Annotated in this window: 20 protein-coding genes and 1 pseudogene; 11 read left to right on the top strand and 10 right to left on the bottom strand. The window is 59.7% G+C overall.

The annotated features are described in order from the left end of the window. The first annotated feature begins 129 nt into the window (after positions 1 to 129). The gene (locus ATY78_RS11575; RefSeq protein WP_245313550.1) at positions 130 to 714 is read left to right on the top strand and encodes a TetR family transcriptional regulator; all 585 of its coding nucleotides are present in this window, start codon (positions 130 to 132) and stop codon (positions 712 to 714) included. A gap of 190 nt (positions 715 to 904) precedes the next feature. On the opposite strand, the gene ATY78_RS28830 is transcribed toward ATY78_RS11575, so the two are convergent. After that, on the bottom strand, positions 905 to 1,036 hold the full coding sequence (locus tag ATY78_RS28830; protein ID WP_245313569.1) for a hypothetical protein: 132 nt from the start codon (positions 1,034 to 1,036) through the stop codon (positions 905 to 907). A gap of 460 nt (positions 1,037 to 1,496) precedes the next feature. Between ATY78_RS28830 and ATY78_RS11565 the strand changes: the two genes are divergently transcribed. After that, the gene (locus ATY78_RS11565) at positions 1,497 to 2,309 is read left to right on the top strand and encodes an oxidoreductase (RefSeq protein ID WP_088682468.1); all 813 of its coding nucleotides are present in this window, start codon (positions 1,497 to 1,499) and stop codon (positions 2,307 to 2,309) included. Positions 2,310 to 2,550: 241 nt separating this feature from the next. Here the strand turns inward: ATY78_RS11565 and ATY78_RS11560 are convergent. From ATY78_RS11560 to ATY78_RS11535, 6 genes and pseudogenes are all read right to left on the bottom strand, one after another. Further along, positions 2,551 to 2,888 (bottom strand): annotated as a pseudogene (locus tag ATY78_RS11560) (transposase); the annotation flags it as partial. A gap of 483 nt (positions 2,889 to 3,371) precedes the next feature. Next, the gene (locus tag ATY78_RS11555; protein WP_088682467.1) at positions 3,372 to 4,268 is read right to left on the bottom strand and encodes a 5'-methylthioadenosine phosphorylase; all 897 of its coding nucleotides are present in this window, start codon (positions 4,266 to 4,268) and stop codon (positions 3,372 to 3,374) included. Next, positions 4,265 to 5,080 (bottom strand): ABC transporter permease, encoded by an 816-nt coding sequence (locus ATY78_RS11550; RefSeq protein ID WP_088682466.1) that lies wholly within the window; start codon positions 5,078 to 5,080, stop codon positions 4,265 to 4,267. The genes ATY78_RS11555 and ATY78_RS11550 overlap by 4 nt, the downstream gene beginning before the upstream one ends. Further along, the gene (locus ATY78_RS11545) at positions 5,073 to 5,942 is read right to left on the bottom strand and encodes an ABC transporter permease (protein ID WP_088682465.1); all 870 of its coding nucleotides are present in this window, start codon (positions 5,940 to 5,942) and stop codon (positions 5,073 to 5,075) included. Before ATY78_RS11545 ends, ATY78_RS11550 begins: the two co-directional genes overlap by 8 nt. After that, positions 5,939 to 6,988: an ABC transporter ATP-binding protein gene (locus ATY78_RS11540; protein ID WP_088682464.1), complete on the bottom strand. Its 1,050-nt coding sequence runs from the start codon at positions 6,986 to 6,988 to the stop codon at positions 5,939 to 5,941. Before ATY78_RS11540 ends, ATY78_RS11545 begins: the two co-directional genes overlap by 4 nt. A gap of 22 nt (positions 6,989 to 7,010) precedes the next feature. Next, complete coding sequence (locus tag ATY78_RS11535) at positions 7,011 to 8,054, bottom strand: ABC transporter substrate-binding protein (protein ID WP_088682463.1); 1,044 nt, start codon at positions 8,052 to 8,054, stop codon at positions 7,011 to 7,013. 197 nt (positions 8,055 to 8,251) lie between these two features. Between ATY78_RS11535 and ATY78_RS11530 the strand changes: the two genes are divergently transcribed. Beyond that, complete coding sequence (locus tag ATY78_RS11530) at positions 8,252 to 9,271, top strand: LacI family DNA-binding transcriptional regulator (RefSeq protein ID WP_088682462.1); 1,020 nt, start codon at positions 8,252 to 8,254, stop codon at positions 9,269 to 9,271. A gap of 107 nt (positions 9,272 to 9,378) precedes the next feature. Here the strand turns inward: ATY78_RS11530 and ATY78_RS11525 are convergent, their stop codons facing one another. From ATY78_RS11525 to ATY78_RS11515, 3 genes are all read right to left on the bottom strand, one after another. Continuing rightward, on the bottom strand, positions 9,379 to 10,524 hold the full coding sequence (locus ATY78_RS11525) for an FAD-dependent monooxygenase (protein WP_245313548.1): 1,146 nt from the start codon (positions 10,522 to 10,524) through the stop codon (positions 9,379 to 9,381). Between the two features lie 109 nt (positions 10,525 to 10,633). Next, positions 10,634 to 14,044 (bottom strand): molybdopterin cofactor-binding domain-containing protein, encoded by a 3,411-nt coding sequence (locus tag ATY78_RS11520; protein ID WP_088682461.1) that lies wholly within the window; start codon positions 14,042 to 14,044, stop codon positions 10,634 to 10,636. Then, the gene (locus tag ATY78_RS11515) at positions 14,037 to 14,525 is read right to left on the bottom strand and encodes a (2Fe-2S)-binding protein (protein ID WP_088682460.1); all 489 of its coding nucleotides are present in this window, start codon (positions 14,523 to 14,525) and stop codon (positions 14,037 to 14,039) included. Before ATY78_RS11515 ends, ATY78_RS11520 begins: the two co-directional genes overlap by 8 nt. 268 nt (positions 14,526 to 14,793) lie before the next feature. Between ATY78_RS11515 and ATY78_RS11510 the strand changes: the two genes are divergently transcribed. The 8 genes from ATY78_RS11510 (at position 14,794) to ATY78_RS11475 (ending at position 21,252) form a co-directional block, all read left to right on the top strand. Continuing rightward, entirely contained in the window at positions 14,794 to 15,222 is a 429-nt protein-coding gene (locus ATY78_RS11510; RefSeq protein WP_088682459.1) for a MarR family winged helix-turn-helix transcriptional regulator, read from the top strand. A 156-nt stretch (positions 15,223 to 15,378) separates the two neighbouring features. Further along, the gene (locus ATY78_RS11505; protein WP_280950439.1) at positions 15,379 to 15,987 is read left to right on the top strand and encodes a TetR/AcrR family transcriptional regulator; all 609 of its coding nucleotides are present in this window, start codon (positions 15,379 to 15,381) and stop codon (positions 15,985 to 15,987) included. Between the two features lie 161 nt (positions 15,988 to 16,148). Continuing rightward, a complete protein-coding gene (gene ndpH / locus ATY78_RS11500) occupies positions 16,149 to 16,850 on the top strand; it encodes a maleate isomerase (RefSeq protein WP_141105639.1) in 702 nt (233 codons plus the stop codon). A gap of 13 nt (positions 16,851 to 16,863) precedes the next feature. After that, positions 16,864 to 17,661: an alpha/beta hydrolase gene (locus ATY78_RS11495; RefSeq protein ID WP_088682457.1), complete on the top strand. Its 798-nt coding sequence runs from the start codon at positions 16,864 to 16,866 to the stop codon at positions 17,659 to 17,661. Between the two features lie 13 nt (positions 17,662 to 17,674). Beyond that, complete coding sequence (locus tag ATY78_RS11490) at positions 17,675 to 18,706, top strand: leucyl aminopeptidase (RefSeq protein WP_088682456.1); 1,032 nt, start codon at positions 17,675 to 17,677, stop codon at positions 18,704 to 18,706. Positions 18,707 to 18,737: 31 nt separating this feature from the next. Continuing rightward, positions 18,738 to 19,358, top strand: a complete 621-nt coding sequence (locus tag ATY78_RS11485; protein WP_088682455.1) for an isochorismatase family protein — start codon at positions 18,738 to 18,740, stop codon at positions 19,356 to 19,358. Between the two features lie 357 nt (positions 19,359 to 19,715). Further along, positions 19,716 to 20,645: an XdhC family protein gene (locus ATY78_RS11480; RefSeq protein ID WP_088682454.1), complete on the top strand. Its 930-nt coding sequence runs from the start codon at positions 19,716 to 19,718 to the stop codon at positions 20,643 to 20,645. Beyond that, entirely contained in the window at positions 20,638 to 21,252 is a 615-nt protein-coding gene (locus ATY78_RS11475; RefSeq protein WP_088682453.1) for a nucleotidyltransferase family protein, read from the top strand. Before ATY78_RS11480 ends, ATY78_RS11475 begins: the two co-directional genes overlap by 8 nt. Positions 21,253 to 21,288 lie beyond the last annotated feature (36 nt).

Genomic DNA, 21,288 nt, shown 5'->3' with positions numbered 1-21,288 from the left:
TGTACTGGCGTAAAGGAGAAAACCAGCGGTGCGGCATCGACGGTTCGTGATGACTTGGCGCACCATCGGCAAGAGCTGAAGCCTGAGGAGCGAGGTCTTCGCTCCGCAGTTCCGGGTGACCCAGTCTTGATGCAGGAACGTGATCGGATTCTGGACGTCGCAGAAAAGCACATTCGCCGTATTGGTCACCGCAAGACAACCGTTGACGATATCGCTTGTGATCTGGATACAAGTCGGGCGAACGTCTATCGCTTCTTTCCGACAAGAGCGGCAATTGATCAGGACGTTTACGCCCGCATTGCTAACCGGACACTCGATATCGCACGAGCGATCTCGCGAAGAAGGGATGCGTCAGGCATCAGACTGGCTGCAATGTTTGACGAAATTCACCGGCAGGCCCGAACACAACTCGCGGATGAGCCCTATGTTCATGAACTATTCGTCGCTGCCACAGAGGGCAAGTGGGGCGTCGCGAAGTGGTACTTCGATGAGATGACGCGGATATTCGAAGCGACTGTTCGCGAGGGCTTGCAGGTCGGAGAACTTGAAATCGACGATGCGGGTGATGCTGCTCGGTGCGCCATGGCAGCAATCATTTCGTTCGTTCATCCGAGCCTTTTAGAGCAACGGATTAGCAGTGATAAGGATGTGGAGGATGAACTCGGAGCTCAGACCCGCTTCGTATTGCGGGCTCTTGGGATTATGTCGGGATGAGCTTTTGCACGTCAGAGCCTGGTGGTCATCCATCAGGCTTTGTCGACCTGGCTCGAACCAGCCTCCACGGGCACACCAAAGCCTTTTGACTTACCGGCCTTTCCGCACGATCATGCAAGTCGAAGTACCGTGCGCGTGAATTTTACCCTCCTTCGTTTCTATTCTGCCTTCCAGCGTGATGATGGTCCAGCTAGGCGAAATAACCTGGCCGACAATGCAGTTCTCCGCTATCTCCCAGAATTGGGCGGACAAACTTCACTGATGTTTCCACCGCAGGGCATAATTCTCCAGGATCGAGCAGCGTATGCGCGGACAGCGCCATAGACGTGTCAAGGATTGTCATGCTCCAACCGCCGTGCACGGTGTTCAAGGTGTTGAGGAGCGGGGCCTGGGAGAAGCCCTGAGGTTGAGCGCACGTTTCTTTGGCGACAGAAGGAACAACGGCAGTAATTAGACCATCGGTGGACGGTTTTCTGATTGCGTACTCAGCCGCGCCCTGGCGCGAGCAATTGTTGCTTCGCATGCATCGGGGTAATCGGGGGCTGCCCCGTGCATGTCCTGTCTCTACATCAAAGTTCGGGCTTCCGGCGAAAATGCGAAATTCATGACATTTTTAAGCCCTTTCGCTCGAATACTACTTGATTTTTAATATTACGGGTGACATCTAATAACAAGATAGATTTCTAACGAAATCTATCCGCTTCGATGCCACCGCCGCGTGAATTTCATTTGACGAGCCACCGGTCTGGAACAGACGATAAATTTCAATAGAGGAGCCCGCAGTGGCCGAACAGAAAGTAGTAGTGATAACAGGGGCGTCCTCCGGGATTGGTGAAGCTACAGCCCGTCTTCTGGCGCAGAACGGCTATCGTGTGTTCGGAGGGGTGCGCGACCCAAGACGGGTTAAACCGACTGCTGGTGTGAAATTCGGAGCGCTGGATGTGACGGACGATGCGTCGGTTGCGAATTTTGTAGAATGGGTCCTGTCCGACGCAGGGAAGATCGACGTCTTGATCAACAATGCCGGTGTTTCCCTTGTCGGCCCGGTCGAGAATACCACGGTCGCCGAAGCAACGAAGGTTTTTGACGTAAACGTCTTCGGCCCCCTTCGTATGATCCGGGCGGTCCTCCCGTCGATGCGGAGTGCACGCAGCGGGCTGATCATAAATATCAGCTCGGTTCTGGGCTTCCTGCCGGCGCCGTTCATGGGAATCTATGCCAGCACCAAACACGCCCTTGAGGGCATGTCCGAATCTCTCGACCACGAGATCCGCGACTTCAACGTCCGGGTTATCCTTATGGAACCGACGTTTACGAAGACTAATCTCGATGTGAATGCCACGAATACGGAAGCGCCTTTGGGTGTCTATGCCGATCAGGCCGAAGCGACAATCAAGACTGTTCTGGCGCAGATTAAATCTGCACCCGCCCCAACGTTGGTTGCAGAAAAGATCCTCGTCGCCCTTAAGAGCCCGTATAAAATGCGCCAGCCCGTCGGGGGCCAAGCAACGCTCTTGAGTCGTCTGCGCAGGTTTGTGCCAGCAAAGGGATTCGACGGAAGTCTGCGAAAGACGTTCGGTTTCCGTAAGAGTTAATCCTCCTGTCCGGCGATGCCAAATAGCCGGTGTACGGAAACGAGTCGTATATCCCCCACTATCCCTGCGACTCGGCCGCCCATCTCCTGATGGGCGGCAATCTGTCCGGAATCACCGAAACGCAGAAGTTCAGTCAAGATTCCAAGGCTGGTAGATGATGGCGTTACAGTACGGCTTGGCTCGGTTCCATAAATTGGTTCTGTGCGTCAAGTTCAGCAATTTGGGACGGTCATGAAGCTGGTCATGCGGCGTTGCGGAGAGCCAGTTTCTTGTGCTCTCTGAGATCCTCTATGTTGATGTAGCGGCTGGCCTTCATCCAGTTCTCGTGGGTTTCGACGGCGAGCGCCCTGACCAGGCGCAGGCAGCTGTCGGCGTTGGGAAAGATGCGCACGACATCGGTTCGGCGCGGATCTCCTCGTTGAGGCGCTCGAGCATGTTGGTGCTCTTGAGGTGCTTGTGATGGGTGCGCGGCAGTCGCAGGAAGGTGAGCGTCTGCTCGATCGTTTCCTCGACCTAGCCAGTCAGCCGCGGGTACTTGCCTAACCATTTGCCGAGCCAGGTGGCGAGATCGGTCTTGGATAGCCAAGCCGCTCCCGCGTACGCTCGCCTTTTTGTGCCCCCAGCGCCTCGTTCATCTCGGCCTCCGGCACCTCCTGCATCACGGCGCGGATCACCTCGCGCAGTCCATCGGGTTGGCAAGCAGAATGTCTTTGACGGCGAAGGTGGCGGTCTTATCTTCAGTCTTGGTCATGGTGGCGTTCCTCGTGAGGGAATCAGGTGACGTGAACATCACCAGCCTGCCATGACCGCCCCTCTCAGAGAATTTGCAGAACCTTCAGCACACTACCCCAAAATTGCTGTTATGCCGCCAGGACGGCACCACGGATCCGCGGTTCGATCCCCTCAGGGCTTGGAGCAACTCAAGCGAGCGATGTCGCTTGGCAGTCGCTGGGATCGACGGGGCCGGCGTTTATTTCTCAAGTGCGCGCAGGCGACTGTCGAAGGGAAAGACGCCGAAAAGTGTTGATATCGTCGTGCTAACCCAACAATTTTAAGCATCATTCAGAAGCGAGCATAGCGCTCTTCCGGCTGGGGCGACTTCAACTCCTGGCAGCCACATGACGCGCCTGAGGGCAGTCGTGCTGCCGTTTCAAGGGCGACGCGCGAGGCGAGCACGGACAAGCTGGGCAGCACGCCCTCCTGAAGCAACGTGCCACGGCTCCGATCCATATAGTCATTAAATCCCGCAGTGACGAATGCGCATGGCACGAAGCACGCGCCTATCTCGCGCGAGAGCGTCGCTTCGGGCGCTATCGAATGGTTGATCACATCTGCGCCCATCGAGCGAAAAGCCAGCGCCTCGGCGGGAGTCGTCAGGCGTGGACCGTAGGCGTGCGCCGCAACTAACCCGTGTTCGATCCCATGGACCCGGCAGGATGACGGCCAGAGGCGGCGGGCCGTATCTGCCAGGACGGCGGCGCAATTCGGGCAGACGATCTGTTTGCCGGAACAATCGAAACGTTGCCGCCCCGGAAGAAGCGAGTACGGGGTCTGGGTCAGCTCGAGGATGTCGGCATTGATCACCATATCACCCGGCTGAATGGCCTTGTTGACTGCGCCAAGGGTCGAGCAGGCCAGCACGTGACGAACGCCAGATTCCATGAGAACCCAGAAGGCGCGTCGATGACAGGCGTGGTCTATATGATCTCGGGGATTGCCATGGGAATACATGCAGAGCGCGCGTTTGCTGTGTTGATCCGGCACGATGCTTGCGTCGAATTCCAGCAGTTTCCAGTTTTCCGACACACCGTAAGGGGTATCGAAAGACAGGTCGCGTGCGAGCACGCGGACCCCCGGCATGGCGACATCCTCGGGGAAGGCAAGGCCCCAATTGGCTGAACCGGTGATGATCGCCAGCTCGGTCTTCGGAATGACGGGAGTGATTGCAAGATTAGTCATGAATTATCTTTCACGGCATCCGAGCCCCGTTCGCGCAGGTTAAAAAACAGAAGCACGACGGAGACCAGGACAGTCCAAAAGGTTGAGATGGCGGCAATGGTGGGGTCGATCTGATCCCGCAGGGACATGAACATGAGTTTCGGCAAGGTGCTGCTTGGGCCGTTGGCGACAAAGATCGAGATGACCGCCTCATCAAGGGACGTCAGGAACGCCATCAATGCGGCGGTCGCTAAGCTGAGGCCCAACTGGGGAAGTATGATGCCTCCTATGGTGCGGAACCAGCCCGCACCAAGGCTGCGGGCCGCTTGGGCCTGAGCCCAGTCGAACCGATCGATGGCGGGGTAGAGCACGATCACAGCCACCGGAATTGCCAGGACCACATGCCCCACAAGAACTCCAGTAAGGGTGCCTACGAGTCCTAGCTTTGCGAGGATAAAAAAGAGCCCAATTGCCAGAAGGATGCCGGGCGTCACCGACGGGGACAGGAGAAAACCGTAGATCGCTCTCGCGCTTGGTCGGCCGAGCCTGTTGATAGCAAAACATGCCAGAAAGCTGACCGGCACCGCTATTACCGCCGTCAGCATACCCAGAAGCATGCTGGTTCTCAACGCGGCCATCCACACGGCTGACGAGAAGAAAGCCTCGTACCAGCGTAGCGACCAGGCCCTCGGGGGAAACTCCAGAAGGTCGGAGGCCGAAAAGGACAGTGGCACCACGATTAGGGTGGGCAGCATCAGAAAGATGAGAATGAGTGCGGAGAAGATCCAAAGGACCGCCTTGGTTAGCCGGCTGCCGTAATAGGCGTCAAGCATGGCGTGCCCCCTTCATCAGAAACCAGCGGAGGCCGAACAGCATGCCACCAGTTACCAGCACTAGGACCAGGAGCAGGACGCCAAGCGCGCTGGCCGAACCCCAGTCCTGAAATGTAGAGAGGGTACGATCGATGCGGACGGAGATCGGGTTGACCTTGCCGCCCCCAAGAATGGCAGGCGTGATAAAGAAACCAAGCGTGTAGATGAACACGATGGTCGAGCCAGACAGGATTCCGCCAGCCGAAAGCGGCAGGATGACGGTCCGCACGCAGTGCCAGAGGCTCGCCCCCATGCTGGCGGCAGCGCGGATCACATTATTGTCGATATCGCGCATCGCGGCATAGATGGGCAGAACGAAGAGCGGCAGCATGTAGTGAACCATGCCGATCAGTGTGCCGGTGAAATTGTAGGCCAGCGGCAGAGGCGTATCCGTAAGGCCGAGGCTCTGCAAGGTGGAATTGACGAGACCATCACGGCGCAGAAGTACCAGCCAGCCATAGGTACGCACCAGGATGGACGTCCAAAGCGGCAGCATGATCAGGATCAGGACCCTGTTCGCTATGCGCGTGCTGGTGCTGGCCAACGTCAATGCCAAAGGAATGCCGAGGACCATGCAGATGAGCAACGTCGCGCCGGACAGGGCGAGGGTGGTGCCAACCGCGGACCAGGTGAGGCCGCTCGAGAGGATCTTTTCGTAATTAGCGGTCGACAGGTCGCCTGCGATAGTCAGGAACGATTGGCGCAGGATCCACATCACCGGCAGGATAGCCGCGAGACCGACAAGCACCAAGGCCGGCACGGCAAGCGACAAAAAAAAGCGACGTTCGCGCCGGGCATCCTGCAAAAGGCTTGCAGCGTTCATCTCCCGGCTCCCTCGGGCAATCTGTGTACGTTCGCGGCCGCCGCATAAGCGGTTATCGCCTGACCGGTCCTGAGCTCGGCGCAGCCGACAGCGCGGGTTGCCGGCACGCTCAATGTGACCAAGACGCCGGTCTCGTTTTCCACGTTGAGAAGCCAGTTCTCGCCACGGAAAGCCTTGGCGCAGAGGCTGCCGGTGATCGCCACGGCGTCAGGTCCGGCATCGGCGGCGTCGAGATGGAAACTTTCTGCCCTGATCATCGCAAATCCCCGGGGGTCCTGCGTTGATCCGTTGAACCCCGTCAGACTTGCTGCGGGAAGAATGTTGGCTTCACCCATGAATTCTGCCACGAAGCGGTTGGTGGGATGGTGATAGATTTCGGAGGGCGCGCCAATCTGCTGGATCCGGCCGGCATCCATGACTGCAATTCGGTCGGACATCGTCAGCGCCTCTCTCTGATCATGTGTCACATAGATCGTCGTGATACCGAGATCGTCGTGCAGACGTCGGATTTCGAACTGCATGTGTTCACGCAGGTTCTTGTCCAGCGCGGAGAGAGGCTCATCCATGAGCATGACACGCGGTTCGAATACGATGGCCCGCGCCAGTGCAACGCGCTGCCGCTGGCCGCCCGACAAGGCGACGATGTTGCGGTCGCCGTAACCTGATAGCTCGACCCTTGCCAGGGCCCCCATCGCGCGCGCTCGAGCCTCGGCCTTTGGCACCCGGCGCAGCATCAATGGATACTGCACATTGGCGAGCACGCTCATATGCGGGAAGAGCGCGTAATTCTGGAAGACAATCCCGATTTCCCTTTTTTCCGGGGACAGCCGGGTGACATCCCGGCCGCCGATGGTAAGGAAGCCGCTATCTGGACGGACAAACCCAGCAAGTGCCATCAACAGCGTTGTCTTGCCCGATCCTGACGGACCAAGCAGCGTGAGGAATTCGCCAGCTGCAATCTCCAGCGAAACATCGTTGAGCGCCACGTAGGAACCGAAGACTTTCCTTACGGTGTCGATGGTTATTGGAAGCGAGGTTATGGCCATCTGGATACCGGCTCCCTGTCCGTCAACGGTTCATCATTTCGTCGAAGGCGACCTGGGCGGCTTCACCATTTTTCTGCCACCAGTCGGCCTTCGAAAAAACCGAGGTTTCGACATTGCCGGGAGCAGTGGCAAGGAGTTGCAGGCGTTCCGACGGGATCAATCCACCTTCATAGGCCTTGGGGTTGACCGGTCCATAAGCGATGAAGTCCGTCAGCTTCGCGCCTCTTTCTGGCTTCGTCATCGCCGCAATGAGCTTCATTGCGGCATCCTTGTTTGCCGCGCCCTTCGGAACGGCAAGGCAGTCCGTGCCAATGACCGAACCCTTGAAACTGTAATCGACAGCACCGCCGTCGGTCTTGACGCTTTGGGCGCGACCATTCCAAGTGACGACCAGGTCGGCTTCGCCGTCCTTCAGGATCTGGGCCGATTGCGCACCCGAGGTCCACCAGATCGCAACATTCGGCTTCAGCTCTTGGAGGCGGGCGATGGCGCGCTCCAGCCCACCTGGTGCGCTCAGGACGTTGTAAACGTCATTGGGCGCTACTCCTTGCGAGAGAAGTGCTATTTCTATGAGATCCTGCGCATTGGCTCGCAGCGCGCGGGTTCCGGGAAATGTCTTGACGTCCCAGAACTCGGCCCAGGTCTTCGGCGGATTCTTGCCGATGGTCTTTGTGTTCCACGCCATCACTGTACCGTAGGAACTGAAGGGATAGCAGTATTCCGATTGCGCGCCTGCTGGCAGTGATTTGCCGTCGATGACGGAATAGTCCAGCGGCTCTAAAAGTCCTTGAGCGGCAGCCTGCGCACCTTCTGGCGACCCGAGGTGGATAACGTCGGTCGTGACTGCACCTGAAGTGACCTGCATCTTGAGTGCTGCAAAGCCGTCGCTCTGGGTTTCTTCACGCACGTCAAAGCCAAGTTCGTGGGCGGCAGGTTCCCACATGGCCTGCTTCATGGCGGCACCATAGTCGCCGCCGGCCGTTGTGATGGTCAGTGTCTGTGCAGCCAGCGGGCCGGCGGCGGTTATGGCGATAACCGCCACGGATAAGCGCAGCATACGAAACATTCGATATCTCCTTTGTTCACCTCTGAATGACGATTTCTGGGGTCTAGCGCCCGATTTTTGTAAATCGTAACGTTACGATTGCTAGATGTCGACGCTTTCGTCAAGCGGAATCTCGTTCTTCAACCGGCCCACTTCCAATCTTCCGGCGGAAAGGGCAGTGTATTGAAGAAGCGAACCACGGAAGATTGACAGACGCGATGGCAGTGAATTCGAGACCCAATCTGAGGCAGATCGCGACAGAGCTTGGTCTTTCGGTGACAACAGTTTCCAGGGCATTGAAAGATGGGCCGGAGGTTCATCCCGACACCATAAAGCGTGTAAAGGCGGCCGCCAGCGCTACGGGCTATGTCCCGAACTTCCATGGCAGGGCCTTGCGCACAGGTCTCACACGAGCGCTCACAGCCATACTGCCGATGGAGACGCGGGACTACCTGTCCGACATTGTGAAACTGCCCCTAATCGAAGGGCTGACGGTCGCCGCTCGGGAACACGGGTATAGCCTCTCAATATACTCCACCACACCAGAAGAAGATCCGCAGGAGAATCTCAGTCGGCTGATCTATGCCGGCGGCGCTGATGGAATCGTGATTACCCGAATGCTCTCGGAAGATCCGCGCATACCGTTTCTCCTGGATCGCAGCATTCCGTTCATCGCCTTCGGCCGAAGCGGCAGGGCGCTCGACTACGCCTTTGTGGATGTCGATAACGAGGGTATAGCCTTCCAGGCAGCCAACATGCTTCTCGAACGAGGGTGCCTGCGCATTGCACTTCAACTGCTCACCCGAGAGGATCAGTCCAGCACCGTGCGGATGACCGGTTATGCCAAGGCTGTCAGCGGAGCGGGGCTTTCGATAGATCCTCAGCTGATCGGGCACGAGGATTTTACCATGGAGGCGAGTGAACGCTGGGTAGCGCGCTTGCTGGAGCTTCCGGAGCCGCCGACAGGCTTAATCTGCGCCAACGAACTCGGCCTTCTCGGAGCGCTAAGTGCCGCGCGCCGAAAGGGCCTGACTGTTGGCCGCGATTTTCACATCGTCGCTCGCGACAACACGCATATGTGTCGCTACCTCTCTGTCCCGCTCATCGCCCATACCGTGGATATGGTAGCCGTCGGACGCAGCCTGGTCGAAGGGCTTGTGCGTCAGATCGAGCGGCCGGACGCCCCTCATGTGCAGTTGGTCGTGGATGGAAAAGTCGAGTTTATCGAAAACGCCTGACGCTCGTGCCATCGCTGCGAATAACAACACAGCCGCGCGGCCCGCCGGGTTATTTCCGGCAGGCCGATGCTGAGCCCTTTTCTGCTGAACTTCGATCGGACAATGGTTCAGCCGAGGGCAGCGGTCAGCGGGTCGTAGGCATAGACCCAAGCGGGATCTTCCGGTTGCTTCAGCCACGTGTTGGCGTTGGATATGGTCTGGACCGTGGTGGCCCGTTCACGCCGTGTAGCCTCATAAAGCGAGAAGGCGTCCCTATAGTCAGCCATGCCGCTTTCTTCGAGGCATCGCACCAAGATCGCTGCGTCCTCGATGGCCATACAGGCGCCCTGCGCCATATGTGGACGCATGGGGTGGCATGCGTCGCCCAGCATGACAAGACGACCACGGCTCCAAAGGTTTAAGGGGTCGCGGTTCCAGAAAGGCCATTTTGTGACGGTTTCGGTGGCGTCGACCAGTGCCTGCACCATCGGATGGGAACCTCCGAATATCGCTTCCATCTCCTCTCGGGAACTGTCGACGAAACTGGTTTCATGCTCCCAGCTGTCCACCGGCACACCGGTGACATAATAATATTCGCTGCCATTGCCTTTGGTGGCATAGGCCATCATGTGGCGGGAGGCTTCCCACCACCACTTGACGCAGGCTTCGAACTCGAGACCGGAACCACGCAGCTTATCCATGTTGACGAGAGCGCGATGGCCAATCCAGCCGGAGAAGCGGGGTTTTTCCGGCCCGAGCAGCATGTCGCGGATCATAGAATTGATACCGTCGGCACCGACGACAAGACCGGCGGCAACTTGCCGGCCATTCTCGAATGTGAGCAGCACGTCGGTCTCCCGCTCTTCGATGCCTGTCAGGCGGTGGCCGAAATGGACCCGGTCCTGCGGCAGCGCGTCTATCTGTACGGCATGCATGTCGCCGCGGTGGATGGTGATGTAGGAGGCGCCGTATTCCTTGCGGCCATAATCGCCGAGAGGAATGCGCGAGAGATAGTCGCCAGTTACGCCATCCCGAGAGAACCAGAAATCCGGATGTGAGCCGATCTCCTCCAGCTTCTTTTCAATGCCGATGCGGCGGAAGATTTTCATCACGTTCGGGCCAATGTGAATGCCGGCGCCGAGACGCGTGAAGGCCGGGGCCTGTTCGAAGCTATGCACGGAGAACCCGGCGCCGGCGAGCAGAGCTGCTGCCGCAGCGCCGCCAAGGCCCGCTCCAATAACTGCGATCTCGACCTTCTCAATGTTCATGCTCATGGGTTGATCCTTCTTCTCTCAGGCATATTGTTGGTCAACAATCAAGTGAATGCGAACCGGTCGTTGTCGTCGCCGGAAGTAGACCCTGCGTAATCACGGGCCTCCGGCATTACCAGGGTGGCAAGTCGGGGGCGAAGCGCTGCCGCAGATAGCGAGCGAGGGCTTGCCGTTCCACGTCTGTGAATTCACCGTGGAAGGACGGCATGTCACGCAGATCCAGCCCGTCCGGCGCCTTCAGGCCTTCGTCCAGAACAGAGAAGAGGGCATCGGGCACGGGCGCGCGCAGTGCAGCCGACCGGCTAATCGGCGCAAGAGCCGCCGTGACTGTCCCGGCAAGCGCGGGCTCATGGCAGACGCCGCAGGCGCTTTCGTAGATCCGGCTGGCTCGTGAGGGTGCAAGTTTGGCTTCAGGAGCGGACACGGCGGTCGCGATATCAACGCCAGTCAATGAGGCCAGATACGTGGCCATTGCGCGGATATCACTATCGGGCAGGGCGGTAAGGCTGGCGGCGACTTCCGCCATCGGGCCTGATGCAGTCGCTGCCTCGGAATGCCCGCGGCGTAGATAGGAAAAGAACGTCTCCTCGTTCCAGCCGCGGGTGGCGACTTGCGGACCGGCAAGGGCAGGGGCGTACCAGCCTTTGATCATGGCTCCGGTCAGCTCGGGCAATTCCGCCCCGGCAATATTACGGGGGGCATGGCAGGCGGAACAGTGGCCCGCCGCCTCGACCAGATACTTGCCACGGTTCCATATCTCGCTGCGGTCCGGATCGGGTGTGAAGGGCGCGGCGTCATGATAGAGCCAGTTCCAGGCGGCGAGGGCCGGGCGCAGGTTAGTCGGCGCGATCATCCGTGACGGTGGTGGTTCCTGGTGTACGGGCGTCAGCGTCTGGATGTAGGCGTAAAGCGAGAGCATGTCCTCGCTGCCGATCTTGGCAAAGGAGGTATAGGGAAAGGCCGGGTAGAGGTTATGGCCATCGCGGCTGATCCCATGTCGCATCGCACGCTCGAATGCCTCGAAACTCCAGCGGCCAAGACCTGTTTCCGGCTCGGGGGTAATATTGGTGGAATAGATCGTGCCGAAGGGGGTGACCATTGGATGTCCACCCGCATTGGGCAACCCACCGTCAGCGGTGTGACATGTGGCGCAGTTACCAAGGGCAAACACCTGCCGGCCACGTTCGAGTGTCTCCTTCGAGAACATGCCGGACGCAGGCGCAGCCGAAGGGGCAACGGACCGATTGAGCGGTAGGGCAATAGTACCCATCGTAAGCATGCCGCCGATGACGGCGCCAAGCCCGAGCAGTTTCTTGCGCAGTGGGCTACGGCTTTTGGGCGAGCGAGCCTCCGCGGCGGCGAGGGCGGGCATGGTCCCCGTAGCTGTCAGCGCCGCGCGAATTTTCTCCGGCGTGAACGGCACTTCCCGCATGCGCACGCCCGTCGCGTCAAAAATAGCATTGGCGATGGCCGCCGCACTTGGCACCGCCGCGCTTTCGCCAACGCCGAGCGGAGGATCGTCCGGCCGCTCGATCAGCATGGTCTCGATCTCGGGCACGGCAGGAAAAGTCTGAATCGGATAGGCCGCCCAGCTTCGCGGTGTGGGAGAAATTTCGTTGAAGGTGACTTCCTCGATCAGCACCCGGCTTGCCGTCTGAATGGCGTTGCCATGGATCTGCTGGCGCACGCCGTCCGGATTGATGACGAGGCCCTGATCCTGGCCGATGAAGATACGAGTGAGCGTGACGTCACCGGTTTCCGTATCCACGGCGACATCCACCACCCAGGCGGCTGAGGCCGCCGCCGTGCCGGGGAAGGTGCCATGGACATAGGTGGCGAAGGCAAAGCCCTGACCGAAGGCCATACGGCCCTCGCGACGCAGGCGCGGACCGACACGCTCCGCCCATCCGGCCTGTTCTGCCGTGCGGCAGACAAGATCAGCCTGCCGCGGGTCGTCGAGATGACGGAGCCGGAAGGCAACCGGATCCTCGCCCGCCTCGTACGCCATCTCGTCCATGAAGCTTTCATGGGCAAAGGTGTTGGGCAGGGCGGAAACACCGCGCATCCATGCAGCCCGCACGATCGGCGCCATGTCATGCACCGTGATGCGCCTATGAGGCACCCGATAAGGCGGTATAATAGTTCGGTCGCCCATGTCGGAAGGCCGCGCCTCCGAACTGATCCGGCCCGTCAGCAGCAGCGACAGGTTCGGCCCACGGTTGGATGGATACCAGGTGTCGATGGCATAGGCGTGCAGCGCGCCGGCCTTAAGTCCGCCGTGCACCTCCATGAGTTGCGCGGCTCCTTTGGGCTCCCAAAGATGCTCCTGCGCGCGGGTGAGCTGGACCCTCACTGGCCGCCCCGTGGCACGCGACAGAAGCAACGCGTCGCCGCAAACATCGTCGGCGCAATTACGGCCATAGCAGCCAGCGGCCTGATAGCGGCGAATCTCGATCTGCTCAGGCTGCACTCCGACAAGAACCGCCAGATCACCGCGCAGCATATGCGGGTTCTGAGTGCCCGACCAAACGAGAGGCGTGCCGCCGTTCCAGTCGGCGATGGCGCAGGACGGGCCGATGGAGCCGTGTTCGTGATAGGGCCAGACATAGGTGCGCTGCCGGGCCACGTCGGATTCCGCAATAGCCCGGGCAAAATTACCGGCACGATCAAGGCTGCGCGGCGTGGAGGGATGGTCCTTCAGCGTCTGGCGCAGATCGGCCATGTCAGGAATTTCGGGCGGCAGATGCCAATTCACCGGCAAAGCCTCGGCGATTGCCTGGGCCTGATCGGCACGTTGCGCCACGACGCCAAGGAAATCACCGTGGCGAACGACCGCGATAAAACCGGGAAGGTTTTGCACGGTGGCCTCGTCATAACCCATAAGGCTATGGCCGACGAAGGCTCCACTGTCGCGTCCGGCATAAGGCGGCCGGATGACATGGCCGTGCACCATACCAGCAATGTCCACATCATGAATGTAGGGATGTATCCCGCGCAGCTTGTCCGAAAGATCACGGCGTCCGGTCTTGCGGCCAACGATGCGATAGTTCGCCGGAGGCTTGACCGGAGTTGTCCGGTCGAGCTTAAGTGCGACATCCTGCCCCGCAATCAGGTCACCATAACCACAAGACTTGCCTTGCCAGCTGAGGCGGCCTGCCTCGATCACGATGCCGTCTATTGGGGCATTGAAGCGACGGGCAGCCTCCGCCACCAGGAAGAGGCGGGCCTGTGCGGCTGCCAGGCGCAACGGAATGGCGGCGATCTGGATCGTTTCGGAGGCGATCGTCGGCCCCTGGTCGGGGGTTGAAGCCGTATCGCCAAGCACCATACGCACCGCACTCAACGGTAGGTCCAGTTCCTCCGCGACGATCTGGGAGAGCGCAGTGTCGATGCCGGTGCCGAGATCCACGTGGCCGTTGTAACCGGTGGCAACACCACGCTCGTCCATTCTCAGGAAGACGGCCGGCCCGGAAGAGAAATCGTCATAGATGGACAGGCTGCCGGGGAGAAGGCTTTCAGTCATTCTGGGCTCCACGCATCAGTTCGGCGGCGCGTTCGACGGAAGCGATGATCTCCAGATGTGTTCCGCATCGACAAAGATTGTGGCGTAGAGCCACGCGAATATCGTCGCGCGTCGGCGAGGGGTTATTTCGCAGGAGAGCGACGGCGGTCATAACCATTCCGTTCAGGCAGTAGCCGCATTGCGCGCCTTCGCATTCCAGAAAGGCCTTCTGGACCGGACAAAGCGCTCCGGTCACAGGATCGGCTAGGCCTTCGAGCGTGGTAATGACGCGGCCAAAGGCACGTTTTGCCCGCAGCACGCAAGCCCGTGCCGGCGAGCCGTCGATGAGCACGGTGCAGGCGCCGCATTGCGCCTTACCGCAGCCATACTTTGCCCCCTTCAGGCCGAACTCATCCCTCAAGATCTCGAGAAGTGTTCGTTCCCCGGGGTGTTGAAGCAGGTGCGCGGTCCCGTTCACCGTCAGTTCGAAGGTATTCGTCATCGGTTCCCTCGGGCTCTATTTTTGACCCTTACCTGGAATTCAGCAGAAATATCGTTTGTATGCAAATGAATTTCTGCTACCTGCGGGCTTTTTTTGCCCAACCAGCAGGCAGTAAGAGCTTCTGACCGATATTTAAGCAGCTCCGAACGCGTCTGCTGTCGCCAATCGAGGCGCCGCATCATCAAGGCGGATGCAGAATTCCGGCTTGACGCCAGGCATTGGGATGTTGCAGTTCGACCAACTTCCTTCAGAAGGCTGGAAATCGCCGATGACCGACCCAAACGAAAGTTACGTCCTTGACGAGCAGGTCGGCTTCTTGCTGCGTCTTGCCTATCAGAGGCATATGGCCTTGTTCATGGAGCGCATGACGGGCGGATTGACGCCGACGCAATTCTCTACGCTTTACCGGCTGCGTGAGGCCTCGGAGCCGCTTTCGCAAAACGCCCTCGGTCGTCTTGTCGGGATGGACGCCGCAACCACAAAGGGCGTCGTCTCGCGCCTGCTGGCCAGAGATCTGATCCACGTGGAGAAGGACGGCGAAGATCGCAGACGCTACACACTCTTCATTACTGACACAGGCTGCCGCCTTCTCGATGCGGTACTGCCGGACGTGATAGGCAGCAGCGAGGCCACGCTTGCTCGATTGACATCGACGGAAAGGGACCAACTTCTGCAACTGCTGAAACGGCTGATTTAAAATTATACACGTGGATAATAAAAAACCTGAACATACCCAGTGAAATGGGCGCAAGCCCCTGACGAGGACGATCGCGTGGTCGAGCAAAAGCTCAAAACAAAAAACCGCAGTCCGGGGCGCCCTTCGAGAACCGGCGCCTTCGGCAACGTCTCGGATCTGCGCGACAGCATTTTGGATCATGCCGAATTGGCGTTCGCGGAAGCAGGCTTCGAAGGTGCCAACCTGCGGGAAATCGCTTCTCTTGCGGGCGTCAACCAGGCGCTGATCCGGTATTATTTCGGCTCGAAGGCCGACCTCTTCGATGAATGCTTCAGGCGGCGCGGCGGACTTCTGGCAGGACATAGACACGTCAACCTCGATCGGCTTTTGGAGATCAGCGAAAACCCATCCGTCGAGGATCTTGTTTATGCCTACCTCAAACCACAATGGGACATGAAGTATTCGAGCCCCAATGGCGCCGCCTTCGTCGCGATGCAGGCACGACTGCATGCTGAGCCCGAGGAGCATGCGCTGCGCCTTCGAAGGGAAATCTACGACGCTTCGGTCAAACGCTATATATCAGCACTTTCACAGGTTCTGCCGCAGGTGCCGAAAGACATCATCAGCGTGCGCATGGCGTTTCTTGTCGGAGCATATCTTTTCATGCTCAACGACTTGGGGCGCATCGGCGATCTAACCGAAGGCCATCTGACGTCCTTCGGCAAGGACGAAATGCTCGATCAACTTGTCCGCTTCCTTGCCGCAGGGCTGCGGGCGCCTGCCTAGATGACATAGGAATATGCCAGTCTCTGCTCAATTTCTGAGCCGGCCGAAAATTTGTGCTTGTTATTATTCAAATGAATAATTAACATCCCTCCATCAGATCGAGGGAGCCGCGCATGAGAACCTATCGGATCGGACAGATCGTCCCGAGCTCGAACGTTACGATGGAGACGGAAATACCGGCGCTGCTGCGCGCACGCGAGATGGTCGCTCCCGAACGCTTCACCTTTCATTCCTCCCGCATGCGGATGAAGCACGTGACGAAGGAAGAGCTGGCCGCCATGGATGCGGACAGCGACCGCTGCGCGCTGGAACTTTCCGATGCCCGGGTCGAGGTGATGGGTTATGCCTGTCTGGTCGCAATCATGGCGATGGGGCTCGGATATCATCGCCAAAGCCAAGCACGCCTGCATGACATCACGGTCTCCAACGGCAATCCGGCGCCTGTGGTGACGTCTGCCGGAGCGCTCGTAGACGGTCTAAAGGCGATCGGCGCCAAGCGCATCGCGCTGGTCGCACCCTACATGAAACCACTCACGGAATTGGTCGTTTCCTACATTCGCAATGAAGGAATCGAAGTCTCGGACTGGCGCGCGCTGGAAATTCCGGACAATCTGGCTGTGGCCGCCCACGACCCGATGAACCTGCCGGAGATCGTAAAGGGCATGAAGACTGACGACGTGGATGTCGTGGTACTTTCGGCCTGTGTCCAGATGCCATCACTGCCGGCCGTTTCCATGGCCGAAGCGATCACGGGCAAGCCGGTCCTGACGGCGGCCATCGCCACCACCTGGCAGATGCTGCGAGCTCTCGATCTCAATACGCGGGTACCGGGCGGCGGCACACTGCTGTCCGGCGCCTATTGAAGAGGGCGCGCACATGGCAAAGGGATATCATGTTCGGGCAAATGGAATCCGCCAGCATCTCCTCCATTTCCCGGGGCAGGGGCCGACCATGTTGCTGGTTCCAGGCATTACGTCGCCCGCCATCACCTGGGGTTTTGTGGCCGAGAGATTGGCGGCGGTCTTCGATGTGCATGTCCTTGACGTGCGCGGTCGCGGACTGAGTGAGGCGGGCAATCTTGATTATTCGCTGGATGCCATGGCAGCAGACGTCGTGGCATTGGCGACGACGGCAGGGATCGGCAGCCCGATCGTCCTTGGTCATTCCATGGGCGCGCGCACGGCCATCCGCGCGGCCCGACAGGCTCCAGATGCATTTTCGGGGCTGATACTCGTCGATCCTCCGGTCTCGGGCCCGGGGCGGCGTGCCTATCCCTCAGCCTGGAGCTGGTATGAGGATTCCATCCTGATGGCGCAGAAAGGCTGTTCGGGACAAGACATGCGCAGTTTTTGCCCGAGCTGGACGGATGAGCAGAATGCTCTGCGTGCCGAATGGCTGCATACTTGTCAGGTCGATGCGATCCGCACCGCCTATGATGGCTTCCACACCGACAACATTCATGCCGACCTTCCCGAGATCACCGCACCGGCCCGGCTGGTCGTTGCCGGTGGCGCCACCGTGATCGGCGCGGCCGACATCGACGAAATCCGGCAACTAAAGCCCGGCATCGACGTGCGCATCGTCGAAAAGGCCGGTCATATGATCCCCTGGGACGACCTCGAGGGGTTTCTCTCCGCCGTTCTCGACTTCCAGCCCAGCCGCACGATGAATTGAAAAGGACCCAGCCATGGACCATGCGAGCTTCACCGAAATCTGCCTGCACCAGTTGAAGATGTCTGGTGTTCGCGAGGGCGAAAAACTGATCGTGCTCACCCAGGGCAGTGATCGCCTGGACTATGCCGACGCCTTCATGGCGGCGGGCCAGCGCCTCGGCGCAAGCATGTATCACATGCGTCTGCCCGCCCCCCTGCCGGTCGGCGGCTGGAATGTCGGCGTCACCGGCCTTGCCGCCATGCCCGATGCGGTCGAGGCGCTGAAGGCCTGCGATATGCTTATCGACTGCATCTTCCTGTTGTTTTCGCCGGAGCAGATGGCAATTCAGGCGGCCGGAACGCGCATCCTGACCGCCGTGGAGCCACCGGAACTGCTGGCTCGCATGTTGCCGACGAAAGAGATCCGCGAGAAGGTTGAAATCGCCGGTGAAATGCTCGCCAAGGCCAAGGTCATGCGCATCACCTCGCCGCACGGAACCGACGTCAGCTACAAGCTCAACACCTATCCGACGGTAACCGAATATGCCTACACCGACGAGCCGGGACGCTGGGACCACTGGCCGTCCGGCTTCGTCTTCACTGGAGGCGACGACGATGGCGTCGACGGTCAGATCGTGGTGGCAACCGGTGACATCCTGCTGCCCCAAAACATATATGTGCGCGAACCGATCATCTATACCATCGAAAAGGGCTGGGTGACCGACATCCGCGGCGGGCTCGATGCGGAACTGGTGAAATCTTACATGGCGGCGTTCAACGATCCGCGCGGCATGGGCATGAGCCATGTCGGCTGGGGTATGAACCCGCATGCGAAATGGCACAACCTGGTGCCGGGCGCGTTCCCGGGCGGCATGGGTATGGAACCGCGCAGCTTTTATGGCAACGTCATGTTCTCCACCGGCCCCAACAACGAACTCGGCGGCCCCAACGATACGGCCTGCCACCTCGATATTCCCATGCGCGGGTGCTCGCTGTTTCTCGACGACGAACCAGTCGTCATCGATGGCGACATTGTCGTGAAGGAAATTCAGATGGAGCGCGCCTGATAGCACTCTTTCCAGCGTGAGGGGACGGCGCATGTCGCAGCAGGAAATCTACAAGACCGCCGGGTTCGGGCAGCCCGTCCCGCGGGGCATTCGCCCAGGAATCGTCGTCGTTGATTTCACCTACGGGTTCACCGACACGATCTACCCTACAGCGGCAGACATGAAGGCCGAGATCGCCGCAACGCGGCGTCTCACCGATCTTGCCAGGGCGAAAGACATTCTGGTGGTATACACCACCATAGCCTATCATCGAGGCGAGGTGACGATGTTGCCATGGCTTCGTAAGGCAACCGGCATGGCGGCCCTGATCGAGGGGAGCCGGCTTGTGGAGATCGATGCGGCCACCGGTATTCAGCCCGGTGACCCTGTGATCACCAAGAAGGGCGCATCCGCATTCCATGGGACGCCTTTAGCCGCGCTTCTCACCGGTGCCGGCGTCGATACGCTGGTGGTCGCCGGCGCGACGACTTCCGGATGCGTGCGAGCAACCGTCGTCGATGCGGTCCAGTCAGGCTTCAATGTTCTGGTGCCAGCCGACTGCTGCGCGGACCGCGCCCGGGCGCCGCATGAAGCCAATCTTTACGATATGCATCAGAAGTATGCAGACGTCACGGACGCTGACGATATAGAGCGTTGGTTGGTCTCCCTCTGATCACTGATGCTGCCCGTCACTGTGACCTATAAGCGGGTCCGCAGGTCAAGCTGCCCTTAAACCGGACAGTCCGGCGGCGCCTTTGGTGCCAGCAACCGTTTCGCTCCGATTATCTTGATCGACATGAGGGCATCCAATCTCGCGTCGCTTAGCCGCTGCGGCCGCTTCGAGCGAGACTTACGCGGACGTTGGAAGCGACAGGATTGGGATGGAGGCTAAGAAGGCGATTGCGGTGATCTAAGCTTGTTGCTCTGGAAAGGCAGCGAAGGGGCGGCATTGCGCTTCCGTTGAACTAAAACACCTTGTATTACGGGCAGTCTTAAAGCCGGACCGCCGTTGCTTTCCCAAGGATGTCTCATGGATCAGACACTCGCGACCATCGCGGCGCCAATTCCCTTCAGAGTGTCAGCCACCGACGACCCTGCGGAACTGCTTCGTTTCGCGCTAGACGCCCACGGTCGCGGAGCGGCGGCGCTCGCCACCCTCGTCGACATCCGCGGCGGGGCGGCTCGCACGCTCGGCTCCCACGTGGTTGTCGCTGCCGATGGACGTTTCTGCGGTTATGTCTCCGGTGGATGCGTCGAAGCTGCCGTCGCTTCCGAAGCGCTTCTGGCGATAACGGAAGGACGCGACCGCATGGTGAAGTTCGGCGACGGCTCTCCCTTCTTTGACATCGTCCTTCCCTGTGGCGGCGGAATCACCGTCGCAATCCATGTACTGAAAGATGCCGGAGCTATTCAGGATGTTCTGGATTGTCTCGGACAGAGGCAGGAAGCCGGCTTGGCCTATTCACCAGAGCGGCAGACGCTGGAACCGTCAGACCCGCCGCCACGGGCCAGTTGGCTGGAGCGAGATTTCGTCAGCGTCTACCGTCCCCGCACCCGCGTCGTCATTTCCGGACAGACGATCGAAGTGCAGGCCGTCGCACGACTGGCCGAGGTTTCCGGCTACGACGTGGTCATCCGCGGGCAGGGCGAGGAGGGCAGGGCAGCGGCCGGTGCCATCGATCCCTTCACGGCCGTTGTGCTCCTGCATCATGATCTCGAAGCCGAGGCCGCCATTCTCGAGACCGCGCTTGCCTCGCCAGGGTTTTATATCGGCGCGCTCGGCAGCACCCGGACGCATCGCCGACGTGTCGAGCGGTTGGCAGCCATGGGTTTCAGACGCGACGAGATCGATCGTATTAAGGCGCCCATCGGGATTTTCGGTCCGACCCGGGATTCAACCTCGCTCGCCCTGTCGGTTCTGGCGGAGGTCGCTGCGGCAAGACCGATGGCTTATGCTTAAAGCGTCAGTCGCGATCGTCATTCTCGCTGCCGGCAAGGCAAGCCGGATGGGTGAGGGCGGCAGGCACAAGCTGCTGGCCGAGTTCGATGGCGTGCCGCTGGTGCGGCGCTGTGCACTGACCGCGCTGGGGTCGGATGCAGCCTGCGTTATTGTGGTTACAGGCCATCGCAGGCCTGAGATCGAGGCCGCACTCGCTGGGCTTCCACTCACTCTCGTCGACAATCCCGACTACGCAGACGGCATGGCGAGTTCGCTGATAGCAGGACTGTCATCAAAGCGCGCCGACGACGCCGACGGCATTCTCGTCATGCTGGCCGATATGCCCGGCATTTCCATCGCGCATCTGAATGCCCTGATTTCCGCATTTCGCAACTCGGGCGGCAAAGCCATCGTCCGCGCCGTCTCATGGGGCAAACCCGGCAACCCCGTCATCCTGCCACGCTCTCTCAATCACGTGATCCTCAGGCTTGAAGGCGATGTCGGCGCGCGCGATATCATCACGACGTCGGGCCTGCCGGTGCTCGGCGTTGATGTTGGCGATGCAGCTAGCCTCGACGTCGATACGACCGAGGATATATCGGCCGCCGGCGGCGAGATGAAGAATTAGGCAGATCCTGTGATCGAGGAATCAATCTTGATGTGA

It is taken from the genome of Rhizobium sp. R635 (genome assembly GCF_002211285.1).
GTDB lineage: Bacteria > Pseudomonadota > Alphaproteobacteria > Rhizobiales > Rhizobiaceae > Rhizobium.
The sequence above is the reverse complement of the archived record's forward strand: the minus strand, read 5'-3'. Positions and strand labels throughout refer to the sequence as shown.